The 17,559-nt window shown below is 72.3% G+C and carries 15 protein-coding genes, 4 tRNA genes, 1 other RNA gene and 1 pseudogene; 13 read left to right on the top strand and 8 right to left on the bottom strand.

Annotated elements, in window-relative coordinates:
• Positions 1-131 precede the first annotated feature (131 nt).
• The 8 genes and pseudogenes from ACH4LD_RS22090 (at position 132) to ACH4LD_RS22055 (ending at position 4,682) form a co-directional block, all read left to right on the top strand.
• Positions 132-449 (top strand): Lsr2 family protein, encoded by a 318-nt coding sequence (locus tag ACH4LD_RS22090; protein WP_014673610.1) that lies wholly within the window; start codon positions 132-134, stop codon positions 447-449.
• A 167-nt stretch (positions 450-616) separates the two neighbouring features.
• Positions 617-688: transfer RNA gene (locus ACH4LD_RS22085), tRNA-Gly, on the top strand.
• 80 nt (positions 689-768) lie between these two features.
• Positions 769-841: transfer RNA gene (locus ACH4LD_RS22080), tRNA-Gly, on the top strand.
• A 130-nt stretch (positions 842-971) separates the two neighbouring features.
• A pseudogene (locus ACH4LD_RS22075) lies at positions 972-1,912 on the top strand (ABC transporter ATP-binding protein).
• Positions 1,909-2,697: an ABC transporter permease gene (locus ACH4LD_RS22070; RefSeq protein WP_398054936.1), complete on the top strand. Its 789-nt coding sequence runs from the start codon at positions 1,909-1,911 to the stop codon at positions 2,695-2,697. The pseudogene ACH4LD_RS22075 and the gene ACH4LD_RS22070 overlap by 4 nt, the downstream one beginning before the upstream one ends.
• Before the next feature lie 15 nt (positions 2,698-2,712).
• Entirely contained in the window at positions 2,713-3,975 is a 1,263-nt protein-coding gene (locus ACH4LD_RS22065) for a sensor histidine kinase (RefSeq protein WP_398054935.1), read from the top strand.
• Positions 3,972-4,586 (top strand): response regulator, encoded by a 615-nt coding sequence (locus tag ACH4LD_RS22060; protein ID WP_398054934.1) that lies wholly within the window; start codon positions 3,972-3,974, stop codon positions 4,584-4,586. Before ACH4LD_RS22065 ends, ACH4LD_RS22060 begins: the two co-directional genes overlap by 4 nt.
• 23 nt (positions 4,587-4,609) lie before the next feature.
• Positions 4,610-4,682: transfer RNA gene (locus ACH4LD_RS22055), tRNA-Gly, on the top strand.
• Positions 4,683-4,745: 63 nt separating this feature from the next.
• Here ACH4LD_RS22055 and ACH4LD_RS22050 read toward each other — a convergent pair.
• The 6 genes from ACH4LD_RS22050 to ffs all read right to left on the bottom strand — a co-directional run bounded on the left by ACH4LD_RS22050 (position 4,746) and on the right by ffs (position 13,949).
• Entirely contained in the window at positions 4,746-5,645 is a 900-nt protein-coding gene (locus ACH4LD_RS22050) for a phosphoribosylaminoimidazolesuccinocarboxamide synthase (RefSeq protein WP_132784979.1), read from the bottom strand.
• Positions 5,646-5,759: 114 nt separating this feature from the next.
• The gene (locus ACH4LD_RS22045; protein ID WP_398054933.1) at positions 5,760-7,259 is read right to left on the bottom strand and encodes a N,N-dimethylformamidase beta subunit family domain-containing protein; all 1,500 of its coding nucleotides are present in this window, start codon (positions 7,257-7,259) and stop codon (positions 5,760-5,762) included.
• 233 nt (positions 7,260-7,492) lie between these two features.
• Positions 7,493-9,721 (bottom strand): hypothetical protein, encoded by a 2,229-nt coding sequence (locus ACH4LD_RS22040; protein WP_398054932.1) that lies wholly within the window; start codon positions 9,719-9,721, stop codon positions 7,493-7,495.
• A gap of 287 nt (positions 9,722-10,008) precedes the next feature.
• Positions 10,009-11,274, bottom strand: a complete 1,266-nt coding sequence (purD, locus tag ACH4LD_RS22035) for a phosphoribosylamine--glycine ligase (protein ID WP_398054931.1) — start codon at positions 11,272-11,274, stop codon at positions 10,009-10,011.
• Positions 11,275-11,387: 113 nt separating this feature from the next.
• Positions 11,388-13,784, bottom strand: a complete 2,397-nt coding sequence (locus ACH4LD_RS22030) for a DNA polymerase III subunit gamma and tau (RefSeq protein ID WP_398054930.1) — start codon at positions 13,782-13,784, stop codon at positions 11,388-11,390.
• 68 nt (positions 13,785-13,852) lie between these two features.
• An RNA gene (ffs, locus tag ACH4LD_RS22025) (signal recognition particle sRNA small type) lies at positions 13,853-13,949 on the bottom strand.
• Between the two features lie 119 nt (positions 13,950-14,068).
• Between ffs and ACH4LD_RS22020 the strand changes: the two genes are divergently transcribed.
• Positions 14,069-14,153: transfer RNA gene (locus ACH4LD_RS22020), tRNA-Ser, on the top strand.
• 664 nt (positions 14,154-14,817) lie between these two features.
• On the opposite strand, the gene ACH4LD_RS22015 is transcribed toward ACH4LD_RS22020, so the two are convergent.
• Together ACH4LD_RS22015 and ACH4LD_RS22010 are read right to left on the bottom strand one after the other, a co-directional pair.
• Positions 14,818-15,018 (bottom strand): hypothetical protein, encoded by a 201-nt coding sequence (locus ACH4LD_RS22015; protein ID WP_398054929.1) that lies wholly within the window; start codon positions 15,016-15,018, stop codon positions 14,818-14,820.
• A gap of 56 nt (positions 15,019-15,074) precedes the next feature.
• Positions 15,075-15,449, bottom strand: coding sequence for a hypothetical protein (locus ACH4LD_RS22010; protein WP_398054928.1), 375 nt, complete (start codon positions 15,447-15,449; stop codon positions 15,075-15,077).
• Between the two features lie 297 nt (positions 15,450-15,746).
• Here ACH4LD_RS22010 and ACH4LD_RS22005 point away from each other — a divergent pair, with 297 nt between their 5' ends.
• From ACH4LD_RS22005 to ACH4LD_RS21990, 4 genes are all read left to right on the top strand, one after another.
• Positions 15,747-15,902 carry a hypothetical protein gene (locus ACH4LD_RS22005; RefSeq protein ID WP_398054927.1) on the top strand — a complete coding sequence of 52 codons (156 nt, stop codon included), beginning with the start codon at positions 15,747-15,749 and terminating at the stop codon, positions 15,900-15,902.
• Between the two features lie 126 nt (positions 15,903-16,028).
• Positions 16,029-16,307, top strand: coding sequence for a CopG family transcriptional regulator (locus ACH4LD_RS22000; RefSeq protein ID WP_398054926.1), 279 nt, complete (start codon positions 16,029-16,031; stop codon positions 16,305-16,307).
• On the top strand, positions 16,304-16,729 hold the full coding sequence (locus ACH4LD_RS21995) for a PIN domain-containing protein (protein ID WP_398054925.1): 426 nt from the start codon (positions 16,304-16,306) through the stop codon (positions 16,727-16,729). The genes ACH4LD_RS22000 and ACH4LD_RS21995 overlap by 4 nt, the downstream gene beginning before the upstream one ends.
• 344 nt (positions 16,730-17,073) lie before the next feature.
• Positions 17,074-17,541 (top strand): hypothetical protein, encoded by a 468-nt coding sequence (locus ACH4LD_RS21990; RefSeq protein WP_398054924.1) that lies wholly within the window; start codon positions 17,074-17,076, stop codon positions 17,539-17,541.
• Positions 17,542-17,559: the final 18 nt, after the last annotated feature.

Here is a 17,559-nt window from a genome sequence, read left to right as displayed (position 1 = left end):
CACGCGGACGGATTTAGTCGGGCTTCACTTTGCATTGCCGGGCACTGTACAAATGAATTGGCAATAGCCGATACTCGGCACGTCGTCGGCGTTGAGCTGTAACGACGTGCTGCACGGAGGGACCGATATTCGTGGCGCAAAAGGTCGTGGTCACTCTCTTTGACGACATCGACGGCTCGGAAGCGGCGGAGACGATCGCCTTCGGACTCGACGGCAAGTCGTACGAGATCGACCTGAACGAAAGCAATGCCGAGAAACTGCGCAAGGCGCTCGCGCCCTACGTCGAGGCCGGCCGCAAGCGGTCGCGGTCCGGCAAGGCGTACAAGCAGACGGAGGTCGCCCCCGACCCGGCGGCCGTCCGCGCCTGGGCCCAGGCCAACAAGATGGACGTCCCCGCCCGGGGACGCATCCCGAAGAAGGTCTACGAGGCGTTCAGCGCCGCGCAGTGAGCCCGCGAAGGGGCGAGTCCCCAGGGTCCGTCAGAGGGCCCTGGGGGCCGTGCACTTGGGGCATACGGGGCCTCGGGGGAACCCGACTTGCGCTACCCCCCTGCTGATCAGCTAATGTCTGGGACACGCCGAGGGGCGAGGCCGACAGGCCGGATCCCGAGGACCGTGCGGGTGTAGTTCAGTAGTAGAACATCCCCCTTCCAGGGGGAAGGCGCAGTGTGCGATTCCTGTCACCCGCTCCGCACCGCCGACACGACCACGCTTGTGGATCAGGTAGGCTGGTGTTCGCACCGATCGGTGGGAGCCGATCGGGAGCAGTGCGGACGTAGCTCAGTTGGTAGAGCGCAACCTTGCCAAGGTTGAGGTCGCGAGTTCGAGCCTCGTCGTCCGCTCGGGAATGAGACCCCGGTCCACTGGACCGGGGTCTTTTCGTTCACCCGGCAAGGCACCTCTGACATTTGTCATGCCGAACCATGACACCGCGCACTGCCGGCCGGGGCACCCCGCCGGGACGCTGGTGTCATGGACATCGACGGACACGAGCACGTGATCGAGGTCACCGACCTCAGGCGTGTCTACGGGGGCGGGTTCGAGGCCGTACGCGGAATCACCTTCTCCGTCGCACGCGGGGAGATCTTCGCCCTGCTGGGCACCAACGGCGCCGGAAAGACCTCCACGGTCGAACTGCTGGAAGGACTCGCCCCACCGGCCGGCGCGGCCGGGTCCGGGTGCTCGGCCACGACCCCCACCGCGAGCGGGCCGCCGTTCGGCCCCGCACCGGCGTCATGCTCCAGGAGGGCGGCTTCCCCGCCGAGTTGACCGTCGCGGAGACCGCCCGGATGTGGGCGGGCTGCACGACCGGCGCCCGGCCGGAGACGGAGGTGCTGGAGCTGGTCGGACTCGCGGGCAAGCGGGCCGTACGGGTCAAGCAGCTGTCCGGCGGCGAACGGCGGCGCCTCGACCTGGCACTGGCCCTGCTCGGCGACCCCGAGGTGCTGTTCCTCGACGAGCCGACGACCGGGCTCGACGCCGAGGGCCGCCGGGACACCTGGGCCCTGGTGCGCCGGCTGCGGGACGCCGGCACCACCGTGCTGCTCACCACGCACTACCTGGAGGAGGCCGAGGGCCTCGCCGACCGGCTCGCCATCCTGCACGAGGGCCGCATTGCCGCCTCCGGCACCCCGGCCGAGGTCACCGCCGGGCGCCCCTCCCGGATGTCCTTCGAACTGCCCGACGGCTACTTCCTCGGCGACCTGCCGCCCCTGGCCGACCTCGGCGTCTGCGGCCACGAGAGCGACGGCCGGGTCGTCCGGCTGCGCACCCGCGAACTCCAGCGGACCGCCACCGCCGTCCTCGTCTGGGCCGAGCGAGCCGGTGTCGAACTGCGCGGCCTCGACGTGCGCTCGGCCTCGCTGGAAGAGGCGTTCCTCGGGATCGCCCGGGAAGAGGAGGCCGCGGCATGAGCACCCTCGCTCCGCGCGCCCTCACGCCCTCCCTACGGCGGCTGCGGGCGCTGGCGCGGGCCGAGCTGGCCCTCCTCGGCCGCAACCGCGGGGTCGTCTTCACCGCGCTCGTGGTGCCGCTCGCGCTGCCGTTCAGCGTGCGCCCGGCCCTCGACCAGCTGGACCTCCGGCAGCACGGCATCAGCATCGGCGCGGCCATGCTCACGGCCGCGATCGGCTTCTCCCTCCTCTTCGCCGTCTACACCTCGCTCGTCAACGCCTATGTCGCCCGCCGCGAGGAACTGGTCCTCAAACGGCTGCGGACCGGCGAACTCACCGACCCCGAGATCCTCACCGGCACCGCCCTGCCCGCCCTGGGCCTCGGCCTCGCACAGGCGCTGCTGCTGTGCGCCGGATGCGCGGTCCTGCTGGACGCCGGGGTGCCCAGGGCGCCGTACCTGACCCTGCTGGGACTGGCGACCGGACTGGTGCTGAGCGCAGCACTCGCCGCCCTCACCGCGTCCTTCACCCGGACCGTGGAGAGCGGCCAGGTCACCGCGCTGCCGCTGGTGTTCGTGTCGATGATCGGCTCCGGGATCATGTTCCCCACCGAGGTCATGCCGGAGAGACTCGCCTCCGTCTGCGAGCTGCTCCCGCTGTCCCCCGCGATCCGGCTCGTCCGGGCGGGCTGGACCGGTGGGTCGAGCGCGTACGAGGTGCTCGGCGCGCTCGCGACCGCGCTGGCCTGGACCGTGCCGGCGGTGTTTGCTGTAGGGCGGTGGTTCCGGTGGGAGCCCCGGCGCTGAGGAACGGGGGCGCTCGTGGTGGGGCGGATACGGCGGTGGCAGCAGCGGCACTGGCGGGAGCGCAGCAAGGCGGAACGGGTCGAGCTGTACACGGTCGTCACCTGGTACGTCACGACCTGGTTCTTCTCGCTCGGCTGGCTGCTGCTGCCCCTGGTGGGCGGGCTACGGCACCGGCCCGTGGCGGTCGTCCTGGGCGCCCTGCTCGTGCTCGTCGCGGCCTTGCAGTGCGTGGCCTCCAACCGGCTCACCCGGCCCGCGCTCGACGCTTACCTGGGGCGCGCCCGGCTGCCGGCCGACGCCCACCGCGCCCCGGCCGTCCTGCTGGCCCTGGCCCTGGCGCTGACCGTGTCCCTCTCGGCGCTGGACGCGGCCGACCCGATGACGGTCCGGCTGGCGCTCGGCGCCTCCCTGCTGCCGTTCGGGCTCCTGTACGGACTCACGGTCCCGGTACGGGTGTTCCTGCGCCGGTCCGCCGTGCTCACGGCCGTGCTGACGGGTGGCGTGTGGCTCGCCGACCACGACACGGTGGGCCTGCTCGCGACCTTCCTGATGGTGGCCTTCCAGACGGTGTTCTCGCTGCTCGCCTGCCGCTGCGGCGCCTGGACCCTGGCCGTGCTGTGGGAGGCGGAACGGGCCCGGGAGGCGGAGGCCCGGCTCGCCGTCGCCGAGGAACGGCTGCGCTTCGGACGGGACCTGCACGACGTGCTGGGGCGGAACCTGTCCGTGATCTCCCTCAAGAGCGAGCTGGCCGTGCAACTGGCCCGGCGGGGACGGCCGGAGGCCGTGGAGCAGATGATCGAGGTGCAGCGCATCGCGCAGGAGTCCCAGCGGGAGGTGCGGGCCGTCGTACGCGGCTACCGCGAGGCCGACCTCGGCGTCGAACTCGCCGGTGCCCAGGGTGTGCTGACGGCGGCCGGGATCGACTGCGAGGTCCGGGCGGACACCGGCGGACTGCCCGCCGAGGTGCAGTCCGCGCTCGGCTGGGTGGTGCGCGAGGCCACCACCAACGTGCTGCGGCACGGGGACGCGGGCCGGTGCGCGGTGGGACTCTCGGTGCGCGAGGGGCTGGCGGTGCTGACGGTGGAGAACGACGGCGCCGTGGCCGCGAACGGTGACGGCGGGTCGGGGCTGACCGGGCTGCGGGAACGGCTGGCCGCCGTGGGCGGGACGCTGGAGGCCGGATTCGCCGGCGCCGAACGGGACCGGTTCCGGCTGGTGGCGGAAGTGCCGCTGAGCACGGCGGAATCCGTGACCGATGTGAGAGGAGTCACCTCGTGAGCGCACCGGTACGGCTGCTGCTCGCCGACGACGAGCACCTGATCCGGGGTGCGCTGGCCGCCCTGCTGTCCCTGGAGGACGACCTGCTGGTCGTCGCTGAGGCGGCGAGCGGGCCCGAGGCACTGGCGATGGCCCGGGCACACCGGCCCGACGTGGCCGTCCTGGACCTCCAGATGCCGGGTGCCGACGGTGTGAAGGTCGCCACATCCCTGCGCGCCGAACTGCCCGGTTGCCAGGTGCTGATCGTCACCGGGCACGGACGGCCCGGGCATCTGAAACGGGCGCTCGCGGCCGGTGTGCGCGGGTTCGTCCCGAAGACCCTCAGCGCCCAGCGGCTCGCCGAGATCATCCGCACCGTGCATGCCGGAAACCGCTACGTGGACCCCGAGTTGGCCGCCGACGCGATCTCCGCCGGGGACTCCCCGCTGACCGCGCGGGAGGCCGAGGTGCTGGAGCTGGCCGCCGACGGAGCGCCGGTCACGGAGATCGCCGAGCGGGCCGCACTGTCACCGGGAACCGTGCGGAACTACCTCTCCTCGGCGGTCACCAAGCTCGGTGCCGAGAACCGTCATGCGGCAGTACGTCTCGCACGCGAGCGAGGTTGGGTATAGTTGCTCTCGCGCCACGGCGCAACGCGGACGTAGCTCAGTTGGTAGAGCGCAACCTTGCCAAGGTTGAGGTCGCGAGTTCGAGCCTCGTCGTCCGCTCGGGAATGAGACCCCGGTCCACTGGACCGGGGTCTTTTTCGTGCCCTAGGACCGGTTCACGCCCTAGGACCAGCGGGTGCCCGTCAGCCGCTCGTACGCCTCCACGTACTTCTGCCGGGTCGCCGTCACGACCTCCTCCGGCAGCGCCGGCGGGGGCTGCTCGCTCTTGCGGTCCCAGCCGGACGCCGGCGAGGTCAGCCAGTCCCGCACGAACTGCTTGTCGTACGACGGCTGGGCGCGGCCCGGCTGCCACTCGTCGGCCGGCCAGAAGCGGGAGGAGTCCGGGGTGAGGACCTCGTCGGCGAGGACGAGCGTGTCGCCGTCGAAGCCGAACTCGAACTTGGTGTCGGCCAGGATGATCCCCCGGTCCCGGGCGATGTCCCGGGCGCGCGAGTACACCGCGAGCGTGGCCTGGCGCAGCTGGGCGGCGGTCTCGGCGCCGACCTGACGGGCCACCTCCTCGTAGGAGACGTTCTCGTCGTGCTCGCCGACCTCGGCCTTGGTGGCCGGGGTGAAGATCGGGGCGGGGAGCTCGGAGCCGTCGACGAGGCCCTCGGGGAGGGCGAGGCCGCAGACCGTACGGGACTCCTGGTACTCGGCGAGGCCGGAGCCGGTGAGGTAGCCACGGGCCACGCACTCCACCGGGACCATCTTCAGGGACTTGCAGACCAGCGTGCGGCCCGCCCAGTCGGCCGGGGCGCCCTCGGGCAGCTCGGTGCTGATGACGTGGTTCTTCGCGAGGTCGCGGAGCTGGTCGAACCACCACAGGGAGAGCTGGGTGAGGACGCGGCCCTTGTCGGGGATCTCCGTGGGCAGCACCCAGTCGTAGGCGGAGATGCGGTCGCTGGCGACCATCACGAGGTCGCCCGCCTCGTTCTGGTACAGCTCGCGCACCTTTCCGGTGTGCAGGTGCACCAGGCCCGGAACCTCGATCGGCTCAGGCTTTTCTACGAATCCGGACACGGTTCCTCCCCGTGGTTCTGTCCAATGCCTCGATTCTCCCGTATGGGGGTGATAGGGCGCGCCCGGGGGTTGGGTCGACACCTGGGACCGGTGCCGGGTGTGGGTCGCGGGGTGTCAGTCGCGTTTGCAGATGCGGTCCAGCAGGTTCGCCGTGGCGCGCTGGACACGGGCGTCCACGTGGCCCGGACGGTCCAGGGCCGGGGACCAGGCGAAGGTGCCGGAGGCGAACACCCAGGCTCCGGAGGGAGCGCGGTACAGCGACGTCTCCTGGTGGCGCAGGACGCCGTCGTTGTCGGTGTAGGGGGAGTGGGCGAGCAGGATGCGCTCGTCGTGCTCGGGCAGTGGGGTGCGCGGGAAGTAACGGTCCGCCTCACCGGCGACCAGGCCCGCGATCTCGTCGCCCTCATGGGCGCCGGTCGACTCCCACAGCCAGTGGCCGGCGTTGCGGACGATCAGCGGGTGCGGCTCGGGCACCCGGCCCGCGTACTGGATGCCGACCAGTTGCTGCTCGGGCCGGTCGATCTCCCGCCACAGCACCGGTCGACCGGGGCCTTTGCGTTTGCGGCAGGTCAGCAGCCGGTCCGGGACGCCGGACGGGGACGGGCCCAGCTCCACCTGCCAGTACATGGTGTTGGCGGAGAGGAAGACCAGCGAGGTGCCACGGTCACGGGCGTCCTCGACGGCCCGGCGCATCGGCACCGACCAGTACTCGTCGTGGCCCGGGAAGACCAGGCCCCGGTAGCGGGTGGGGTCGATCCGGCCGGCGTGCAGGTCACGGGCCTCCGCATAGGCGAGGTCGTAGCCGTAGCGCTCGGCCCAGCGGATGAAGTCGTAGGCGTGGCCGACGTGCAGGGGCAGGCCGGCGCCGGCGTACGGCCGGTCGAAGGAGACGGTGGTCGCGGCGTCGGCCTCCCCCAGCAGCCGGCCCTTCTCGTCCCAGGCGTGGTAGAGGCTGGCGCCGGTGTGGCCGTCCTCCGGGTAGAGGTTGTACGCCTGCCAGGTGATGTCCGGCAGCAGCAGCAGGAGGTCGGCGGGGTGGTCGTCGCGGACCGTGAACGGCACGTGGGAGCGGTAGCCGTCGGCGGTGGTCAGGACGGCCACATAGGCGCCGATGCTCCAGTAGGAGGGCACCTGGAGGCGCCAGGAGAGCCACCAGTGGTGGCAGGAGACCGTGCGGTCGGCGGTCAGCGGCGGGGGCTGGACGATGCCGGACAGGCGGGGGCTGGTGGTGATCTTTGACGCGCCGTCGCCGCCGTAGTGGCCGATGCGGTAGATGTCCACGCTGAACTGCTGCGGCGGGTCGACCGTGACGTGGAAGTCGATCGCCTCGCCGGGCGCGACCGCGCCGGTGGACGTGAAGCCCTTGATCTGACGGTGCACGTCGTCGGCCGAGCGGGGGCCGGGCCCGGACGCGCGGGGCGCCGGGACGCGTGCGCGGTCGCCGCCGGTGAGCTGCTGCGGGCTGGGGTCGACGTACCACGGCACGACGTGGCCGGTGTCGTCGAAGTACGTCTCACTGCCGCGCAGCCAGGGCACCGGGCCCTGTCCGAAGGGGTCCGTGACGGCGTGCGCGAGTGCTCCGGACTCCCAGCGGCGGATGTGGTCCGAGGCCATGGTCGCTCCCCTCCCTCAGGCCCCCGTGCCTGTCTCGGTGGTGCTCGCTGTTCTCGCTGTGCTCGGTGTGCTCGGCCGTACTGTCGTATGTCGCGTGCCTTTGCCAAAGGCGTGGTCGGTCCCAGCACATCACATAACGCACGGGGACGGTCACTAGTCGTTGCGAATTGACCTGAACTGGAAGTCGCTTTTCCGGTACGGGTGTGCCCCGGGCGGGCAGGCTCACGGTCCGGTCAGACGAGGCGGACAGGCTTCTCGGGGCGTATGCCGGACGCGGCCAGCCAGTCGCGCAGCGGACCCGGGTCTCCCTCCTCGATGAGAGTGAGGACCTTGGGAGCCAGGTCGGCGGCCCGCTCACCGCCGAGCAGCAGGGAGGGGCCGTCCAGCCAGTCCAGGGCGGGGACGGCACCGGCGGTGTCCACGGCCGCACAGCACACCATCGCGGTGACGTGGTCGGCGAGCAGCTCGCGGGCGGTGCGCTGGGGTTGCAGCGGGAAGGGGGGCAGCCCGCAGACGAACTCGTCCCACAGGGCGCTCTCGGCACTCCGCCGTCCCGCTGCGCCTCCGTCCGCCCCCGCGGCCTCCTCCCGGGCGAGCTCGGCACTCAGCCCGGCGGCGAGGGCGGCACTGCGCTCGGTGGTGGGGTCCTCCTCGCCGAAGGGGAGCTGGGACCCGGGCTCCAGGGCGTCGAGGGCGCTGTCGGCGTCGGGGACGTCGGTGGGGGTGTCGACGAGAGGTGGTTCGTCGGCTTCATCGGTGCGGGCGGTGCCGTTGGTGCGGGCGCTGTCGATGCCCTCGGTGCTGCTATCGGTGCCGTCGGCCCGGAAGTCGGAGGGACCGGTGACCGAGGCGCCTGCCATCTCCGCAGCGGCGCCACCGGCTTCGGTGCCAGAAGGGCCGGGGCTCCTGGTGCCTGCCGTACCGCCGGCGGCCTCACCGGCTCCCACGTGAGAAGGCCCGGGGCCCATGGTGCCTGTCGCGCCGGGAGTGGTGCCGTCTGTCGGGAAGGCAGAAGGGCCGTGGGCCGGGGCGTCGGTCGTACGCGGGGCGGTGTCGTCGGTTCCGGAAGCGGCAGCCCTGGCGGCACCGGCGCCCATCGCGTCCGCACCGGCGTCGGCGTCGTCGCCCATCACACCCGCACCGGCGCCCGCGTCGGTGGCCATCGCCCCCCAGGCCCCGTCCTCGGCGGTGGCCGTGAGGTGGTCCAGGACTCGGGCCAGGGTGGGGCCGCCGGGGTCGGGGGCCCGGGGGTCCAGGGAGGGGCGGACGCCGAGGATGTCCAGGACGCGGTGCAGGCGGGCCGCGTCGGCACGCCAGGTGCGGTCCACGACCTCCTCCGGATACGCCTGCCAGTCCACCGGCGCCCAGTCGGGGCCCGGCTCCGCGGGACCGCCGTGGAAGAGCCGGGCGGCGAGCAGGGAGGCGGCCTCGTCGACCACGCCGGGCTCCTCCAGGAGGTCACACGCGGGCCGCTCGCCGAGCCGGGAGGCGAAGCCCTCGGCGAGCCGGTCCCGGCGGGAGAGCTCGGTGAGCGCCGCCACCACCCCCGCGTCGAGCCGGGACGGCCACCGCCCCATGCGCCAGGCGGGCAGCGCCACTCTCGTCAGCAGCCGGTCCCAGCCGGCGTACGCGAGACCGACCTGCTCCTGGGCGACGATCCGCAGGCCGTAGTCCACCGCCTGGGCGCGCTCGGCGGCCGCCGCCGCGACCCCGCGCTCCATCTGGGTCGCGTGCTCCCGGCAGCCGCGCAGCAGCAGCCGGGCCACCCAGCCGAGGACGGCGCACACCCCGCGGGTCAGCGGACAGCGGCCCCTGGTCGAGGCGACGGCCACGGCCGCGTCCAGCCCGCGCACGAAGCGGCGGGCGGCGGCTATGTCCGGGTGCGCCGAGGGGCCCGTACCGGCGATGACCGGGGCGAGGACGGCGCGCAGCTCGCCGACGCGCATCCACCACAGGAACGGGGAGCCGATGACGAGGACCGGTGCGAGGGGGGTCCGGCGGCGGCCGGGGCCCGCTATCTCGTCGGGTGCCGGACGCGGGGGCGGCCCGTGGGCAGAATGGGCCCGGTCCTCCAGCCAGCTGTCGCAGTCCGGGGTGAGCGCTATGGCCGAGGGCGCCGGCACGTCCAGCCGGTCGGCGAGGTCGCGCACCATCCGGTACAGGTCGGGGGCGGCCCCCTCCGGGACCGGCACGGTGGGACTCATGGCGGGGCGGGCCCGGGCCACGACCACCGCGATACCGGCCGCGGCCAGCAGGACCAGCACCGCGAGCACGCCGACGACCCACCGGGCGGCGTCCCAGCCCGGGCCGACGAGACGGCCGGTGGAGGCGCCGGTCAGCAGGATCACCTCGGTGCCCGCGGGCAGCAGCGCCACGGCCAGCGCCCGGCCCCGCACCCGCAGCACGGCGAGGGCCCGGGAACGCGCGGCCTGCGCGCCCGCCTCCACACCGATTCCGGTCACGTGCCGATCTCGCCCCCTCCCTGGCGATCGCGTGCTGCCCTGGTCTTGCTCACTCCCCCACTGTGGCACCCGCCACTGACATCGCAATGCCGGTGGGCCAAGTGCCGGAACGCTTGCGCGGCACCCTAGTTGGGGCCCCGGCCCCCGTCAGCCATATGGGCGATTGCTCACTCGATGGAATGGCTTTGGTCAGAGCTGGGTGACGGACAGCAAAGATCAGGCCCCGGATCGTCTCCGGGGCCTGATGGGGTGCGAGGCGCGGCGCGGGAGGGCCGTACCGGCCGTGGTCACGCCTGCGTCTGCGCCGCCTGTGCCGCCCGCGCCGCGATGTCGGTGCGGTGCTGCGAGCCGTCGAGCCGGATCCGGCCCACCGCCCGGTAGGCCCGCTGGCGCGCCTCGGCCAGGTCCCGGCCGGTGGCCGTCACGGACAGGACACGTCCGCCCGCGCTGACGACGGCGTCGCCGTCCCGCTTGGTGCCGGCGTGCAGCACGTACGCGTGCGGGGCGTCCTCGGCGGCCACCTCGTCCAGGCCGGTGATCGGGTCGCCGGTGCGCGGGGTGCCCGGGTAGTTGTGCGAGGCGACGACGACGGTGACGGCCGCGTCCTCGCTCCAGCGCAGCGGCGCGAGGTCGGCGAGGTTGCCGGTGGCGGCGGCCATCAGGACACCGGCCAGCGGGGTCTGGAGCCGGGCCAGCACGACCTGGGTCTCCGGGTCGCCGAAGCGGGCGTTGAACTCGATGACCCGGACCCCGCGCGAGGTGATCGCCAGACCCGCGTAGAGCAGCCCGGAGAAGGGCGTGCCCCGGCGGCGCATCTCGTCCACGGTCGGCTGGAGCACCGTCTCCAGCACCTCGTCGACCAGCTTCGGGTCGGCCCACGGCAGCGGCGAGTACGCGCCCATGCCGCCCGTGTTCGGGCCCTCGTCCCCGTCCAGGGCGCGCTTGAAGTCCTGGGCGGGCTGGAGCGGGACGACCGTCTCGCCGTCGGTGATGGCGAACAGGGACACCTCGGGACCGTCGAGGAACTCCTCGATCACCACGCGCTCGCACCCGGCGGCGTGCGCACGAGCGGCCTCGGCGTCGGAGGTGACGACGACGCCCTTGCCGGCGGCGAGACCGTCGTCCTTGACGACGTAGGGGGCGCCGAACGCGTCGAGGGCCTCGGCGACCTCCTCGGCGGTGGTGCAGACGTAGGAGCGGGCGGTCGGCACGCCGGCCGCCGCCATGACGTCCTTGGCGAAGGCCTTGGACCCCTCGATCCGCGCGGCCTCCCCCGAGGGGCCGAAGACCGGGATGCCCGCCGCGCGGACGGCGTCGGCGACACCGGCGACCAGCGGGGCCTCCGGGCCGACGACGACCAGGTCGGCACCGAGCCCGGTGGCCAGCGCGGCCACCGCGGCACCGTCGAGCGCGTCGACCTGGTGCAGCTCGGCGACCTCGGCGATGCCGGCGTTGCCGGGGGCGCAGTGCAGCGCGGTGACGTCGGGGTCGAGGGACAGGGAGCGGCACAGGGCGTGTTCGCGGGCGCCGCTGCCGATGACGAGGACCTTCACGGGGTCAGCCTAATGGCAAGGTCGCCGAAGCCTGGGCGCCGGGTTTGTTGGACTTTCCTCCAAAGAGGGCCCGTTTCGCGCGCACAGGGGCCGGTTTCCCGCGCAGGGGCCCCTCACTCGTTGGAGAACTCCTCCACCACCGTCGCCCCCAGCTCCCGCACGATCAGTTCGTGGCCGGACAGCGCCGACTCGTCGAGGTCCGGGTCGTCGTCCTCCGGGATGTCGTCCTCGGGCGAGACGGGTGGTGGCTCGGGCGCGGCGGCCGGCCGGGGGGCCGGGGCGGGTGCGGCGGGTGCGGTTGGGGTGCCGCTCTGCGGGGCGGCGGGTGGCTGCGGGGACGGCTGGGAGGCTCCGGGGCGGGGTGCGGCCGGGGCGCCGTAGCCACCGCCGCCGGGGGCGCCGCCCGGGCCACCGGCGGAAGAGCCGCCGTAGCCGCCGCCTCCGCCGTAGCCGCCTGCGGCCGGTGGGGCGGAGCCGCCGCCCGACGGGTCGACGACCGCCTCGATCTTCCACTGCACGTTGAACTGCTCGGCCAGCGCCTGCCGCAGCACGTCCTCGCTGCCGCTGCCGGCGAAGTTGTCCCGCGCGCCGGCGTTCACGAAGCCGAGCTGGAGCGTCGTGCCGTCGAAGCCGGTCACCTGGGCGTTCTGGCTGAGCAGGATCCAGGTGAAGCGGCGGCGGTTCTTGACGGCCTCCAGGATGTTCGGCCAGAGCGCTCGGGGGTCGAGGCCGCCGGCGGGGGCGGCCGGGACGGAAGCCTGGGGCGCCGGGGCCGGGGCGGCCGGGGGCGTGGACCGGGCCGGCTGGTACGACGGCTGGGGCTGGGCCGGGGCCGCGCGGCCGGGACCCTGCCCCTCCCCCGCGCCCTGGCTCTCCCCCTGCCGGCCGCCCGGAGTGGTGGCCGTGGGCCAGCCACCGGGGCGTCGGCCACCGCCGGCGGGGGCGGCGGTGGGCCAGGCACCCGGAGCGGGGGCGGCGGGGGCGGCCGGAGCCTGGGCGGCGGGAGCGGGAGCGGGCGTGGTCGCAGGGGCGGGGGCAGGGGGCGTGGGCACCGCAGCGGCCGGGGCGACGGGAGCGGCCGGAGCCGGCTCACCCGGACCCGCCGGACCGGAGGGGCCTCCGGGACCCACCGGAACCGCGGCCGGCGTACCGGGTCCGGCCGGGCCCCCCGCGGCCCGGACCGCCGCGCGAGCCGCCGCGGGCCCCCCACCGGGCGGCACGGACGGGCCACCGGCCCCCGGACCGGTACCGGCGCCGGCACCCGCGCCCGCACCCGGTGCGAGGGCGCCGCCGTGGGCCTCGGGACCCGGGACGTATCCCATGGCCGGCGCGCCGGCGCCGGCGGAGAAGCCGATGCCGCGCTCCAGGCGGTCGAGCCGGGCCATCACGGACCGCTGGTCGCCGTAGGCGGCGGGGAGCAGGACGCGGGCGCAGATCAGTTCCAGCTGGAGGCGGGGCGAGGTGGCGCCGCGCATCTCGGTCAGGCCCTCGTTGACCAGATCGGCGGCGCGGCTCAGCTCGGCGGCGCCGAAGGTCTCGGCCTGGGCCTGCATCCGCTCCAGGACGTCGGCCGGGGCGTCGAGGAGCCCCTTCTCCACGGCGTCGGGCACGGCCGCGAGGATCACCAGGTCCCGCAGCCGCTCCAGCAGGTCGGCGACGAACCGGCGCGGGTCGTTGCCCCCCTCGATGACCCGGTCGACCACCTCGAAGGCGGCGGCCCCGTCACCGGTGGCGAAGGCCTCCACGACGGAGTCGAGCAGGGAGCCGTCGGTGTAGCCGAGGAGGGAGGTGGCCATGGCGTACGTCACACCGTCCGCCCCGGCGCCGGCGAGGAGCTGGTCCATGACGGACATGGAGTCACGCACGGAGCCGGCGCCCGCGCGCACGACGAGCGGCAGTACGCCGTCCTCGACCGGGATGTCCTCCTTCTGGCACACCTCGGCCAGGTAGTCCCGCAGGGTGCCGGGCGGCACCAGCCGGAACGGGTAGTGGTGGGTCCGCGACCGGATGGTCCCGATGACCTTCTCGGGCTCGGTGGTCGCGAAGATGAACTTCAGGTGCTCGGGCGGCTCCTCGACGACCTTCAGCAGCGCGTTGAAGCCGGCCGACGTGACCATGTGGGCCTCGTCGATGATGTAGATCTTGTACCGGCTGCTCGCGGGTCCGAAGAAGGCCTTCTCGCGCAGCTCACGGGCGTCGTCCACACCACCGTGGGAGGCCGCGTCGATCTCGATGACGTCGATCGATCCCGGGCCGTTCCGGGCCAGGTCGCGGCAGGACTGGCACTCTCCGCACGGCGTCGGGGTGGGACCTTGCTCACAGTTCAGGCAGCGGGCCAGGATGCGCGCGCTGGTCGTCTTGCCGCATCCGCGCGGACCGCTGAACAGGTACGCGTGATTGACCCGGTTGTTCCGCAGCGCCTGCTGCAGCGGGTCGGTGACATGCTCCTGCCCGATGACCTCGGCAAAGGTCTCCGGGCGATAGCGGCGGTACAGCGCGAGAGACGACACGCATACGAGGTTAATGGCGCCCACTGACAACCGGCCCCGCCCCGGATCCGCACCCCCGGGCCCCGGAACGCAAGGGCCCCCCACGCACCCGCCAGAGCCGACCTACCCTTGCTGCCTTCCGGCCCTGGGGGAGTTCAGTCAGATAGCGCCGCGTGAGGGGCTGTGCCCCACAGTACCCGATGGCGGGCGGCGGTCCGAACCCGGTCGGGCCCGCGACCCCACCCGGGGACGGCCTGCGGGAACGAGTTCGCGAGCACTCCCCTCGGTCATGTAATGTTTCCGGCGGAGGATTCGCCTAGAGGCCTAGGGCGCACGCTTGGAAAGCGTGTTGGGGGCAACCCCTCACGAGTTCGAATCTCGTATCCTCCGCAGCCGCCTGACCAGGCGAAACGAGGACCCCGGACCGCTTCAGCGGCCGGGGTCCTCGGCGTACCCTGGTCTCGGTTTTGATCTCATTTACTTCCGACATCTGCGGCATTCTGTCCGGCGCGACGAAGCGCCTCCGGCGGCAGTGGCGGCGCCATCCAAGCATTCGTTCGCCGACCTGCACACACCATCGAGATCATCCACGCTCTTCATGCCGCTTCCCACCGCTTTCACGGGCGACCGCTGGCTCATGTTCCGCGTCGGAGCAGGGGGTGGCCTCGCCTCATCCGGTGTTGCTGCACCCCGAAGAGCGAAGGCGACGGGGCTGGAAGCCGGCAGCCAAGATCAGCATCAGGTGGCGCTCAACCGCATCGCCGGACGCCCCCCAGGAGCAGCTGCGAGATCCACGGTCGGGTGGGGCCCTCGGACGGTCGCCGACACCACCGCCCGGGCAAGACGTCCTGTCGGACGCCGCCCGCTGTGCCGCCGGAGGCTTTCTGCTTCCGTGCGACCGCAGCCGCCGGCGAGGAGTCACTCGACGAATCAGCAGCGCACTGACCATCTACGTCCGGCCTACCAGCCCGTTCCATGCCGCACGCCAACTCAGAGTGCCGGGCTCGCGCGGCCCACCCCTCCGACGTTGCACTCGGCCGTCGGCGACCGGTCCTCAGTCCCATCGCCTCGCGAACTCGGCTCCGGCCAGCAGATCGCCGGTCCGCACGATCGGATCATCGATCTCCATGGCCACCATCACATCGGCGACAAAGGCTACGTACCTTCCCTTCACCTTCGTGACACGGCAGGGGAAGCGGCCCGCCCTCACCAGTCCACACGCCTTCGATGCGCCGATCCCGAGGAGATCTGCCACCTTGCGGAGGGGCATTGGCTCAACCAGCCACTGCGACAGTCGCCTTGCGCTTGGGCTCACTCGGCTTCCTTCTGCGGTCCGTCGAGTTCGTCGGACTCGCCCTCGGGTACCTGTCCCGAACCCGAGGCGAGGAACGCGCCCAAGACCCCGAGGCGATGCAAGGTAGCACCCATGCGTTCGCAGCTGATGCGCTCCCACAGCAATGGGTCCACTTCGCCGACCGCCTGGATGTCCGACTCGTTGCGGACAGGCGAGTAGCCGTCATCAAGTCGGCTCACGCGGTCGACAAGGCTGTGCGGATCCGTCGTGCGCTCGGCCGGATCAGCCCGCTCCACCGCCCAGCCAGCGGCATTGGCGGCTCGGACGACCTCGTCACGGACGTCGTCACCTTCGACGGTCAGAGCCAGCCCGTACAACGCGCCGAACACCATGGCTGACCTCACCTCGGCAACGTCGACGCAGAGCCTCCTCGACACTCTCGCGGCGGACTTCCGGAGGTAGGGGATGACGAAGTACAACGCGAGCAACTGGCTGCGCTGAGCCAAGTTCGGCGCATCGCTACGGGCATCTCGTCCACGCACCGCCACAGTGCATCCCGCAGAGCAATGTCAGCGGCACCTCGCGCCGCCGCTTCCTTCGCCTCCGAGAGCGTGAGGTGCTCACCCACCGAACATCTCTCCCCGGGCGCATGTGGACAGACCAACTGTCCGCTGAGCAACTGCGAAATCTTGAGCTCGATCGACCTGAAGACGTCTGCCGAAGGCACCAAGGACACGGACTCTCCTCCTGATAGTTCCGCCAACGGCTGGAGGCTCACCGCCGCGAAGGGCAACTATCCGCGCCCACCGCTGCATGCGCTGGTGGAAGTGAACGGCACGAGGTGACCGAGTGAAGCGGTATGCCAGCAGTCATGCGCGGGGAAGACTCGTGGATTGACCATTGGCCTCCTGCGCCTGACTGATTCAGCTACCACTGGTAAGGGCGCTTACACCAAGAGTATGGTCTCTTGTATGGCAACGAGGAAAGTAACGGTGACGATCCCCGAAGATCTCCTGGACGAGATCCGCGCCGAGGCGGCTGAACGGGGACTTTCGGCGTATGTCGCCGAAGCACTGCGCTTCAAGCGCGACCGGGACCGTCTGCTGGAGCTGGTCGACTGGTTGCAGGAAGAGCACGGCCCAGTCACCGAGGATGAGCGCGCGGCAGCACTCGCGGAACTGGACGATCTCGACGCCGAGCACGAGCGCCGCAGTACTGCCGGAGGACACAACGCCGGAGAGGCTGCGTGAAGAAGCGGGCCGGTGATTACGGGCAGCGGCCACTGCGCGTCTTCGTACTCGACTGTGAGGCTCTGTCTCTCGCTGTGCGCGGCGACCGGAAGATGATCGCCTGGCTCGACCTCGCGGCCCGGGGTGAAGCCGAGGTAGTCACGTCCCCCATGACGCTGGTCGAGGCGTACGACGGCAGAACCACCGAGCAGCGCTGGGACTGGGTGCTGTCGCGACTCAAAGTCGCCGACATCGGGAAGGACGAGGCCCGCCAGGCCCGTCGGCTCCTGTCCGACGCCAAGCTCCACGGCCACAAGTACGCGATCGACGCGGTGCTCGCCGTCATCGCCCGGCAGCAGAAAGGGCAGGTCACCGTCTTCACCTCGGACGTGGAAGACCTGGAGAAGCTGGTCCCGAACTCGATCGTCGTCAGGAAGGTCTGACCCGACCCCCGCTGGTCTCAGTTCTGGTCTCATTCACCCCCGTCCAGCGTCGTCCGAAGCCTCCGCCATCACCCGCCCCACCACAGGTCAGAACGCTCCCGTCTCTCCCCGAACCCCTAGACGAACAGTTGGAAAGCGTGTTGGGGGCAACCCCTCACGAGTTCGAATCTCGTATCCTCCGCCAGCCCGGAGGGCCGGACCACGTCAACTGGTCCGGCCCTCTGGCGTATCCGGTTCCGTAGCCGCGTCCGGGTCAGCGGATGCGACTTCCGGGGCGGAAGTGCACTGTGGTGACCAAGGGTCTTTCGCTGGAGGTGAGGGCCTTGGGGCGTTCGTTGCCTGTTGTGGCCGCTGCCGCGGCTCTGCTGGTCCCCGTCGTCTCCGTGGGCGGTACGGCGACCGCGGCGCAGGCACGGGGGTCGGCCTCCGTTCCGGCGGGCCGGTGCGCGTCCCAGGACGCGTATCCGCCGGGGGGCGGCACCGACCTGGGCGGGACGCCCCACCGGTTCAGGTACGCGGACACCCCGTACGCCGGTGCCCGCTTCGACGGGTGCGCCAACACGCTGAGGGTGTACTACGGCGGCTATTCCAGCCCCCGCTACACCTACTACGAGGTCCGGTACACGTATCCGTCACGGCTCGGCTGGTACAGCTGGCAGCTCCGCATGGGCGAGTACCGGGTCGCCACGGTCGACGCGCCCGCGCGCGGCGACTGGAACGTCAAGGTCAGGGCATGCGCCGGCGCCGTCGACGAGGCGGGGCCCGGAAGCTGCACCGGCTGGTCGCCGCAGCTCTTCCTGCACGCCGTCTGATCCCGCCGGCCCCTCGCC

The sequence above is a fragment of the Streptomyces sp. NPDC017676 genome (assembly GCF_044329325.1).
Lineage (GTDB): Bacteria > Actinomycetota > Actinomycetes > Streptomycetales > Streptomycetaceae > Streptomyces.
Note: the sequence above shows the minus strand (reverse complement) of the source record. Positions and strands in the feature narration are given on the sequence as shown.

Coding starts and splice junctions, on each gene's coding strand:
- ACH4LD_RS22045 (WP_398054933.1), bottom strand. CDS start 7,259: ATGGCCTCGGACCACATCCGCCGCTGGGAGTCCGGAGCACTCGCGCAC.
- ACH4LD_RS22010 (WP_398054928.1), bottom strand. CDS start 15,449: ATGGTGTTCGGCGCGTTGTACGGGCTGGCTCTGACCGTCGAAGGTGAC.
- ACH4LD_RS22000 (WP_398054926.1), top strand. CDS start 16,029: ATGGCAACGAGGAAAGTAACGGTGACGATCCCCGAAGATCTCCTGGAC.
- ACH4LD_RS22070 (WP_398054936.1), top strand. CDS start 1,909: ATGAGCACCCTCGCTCCGCGCGCCCTCACGCCCTCCCTACGGCGGCTG.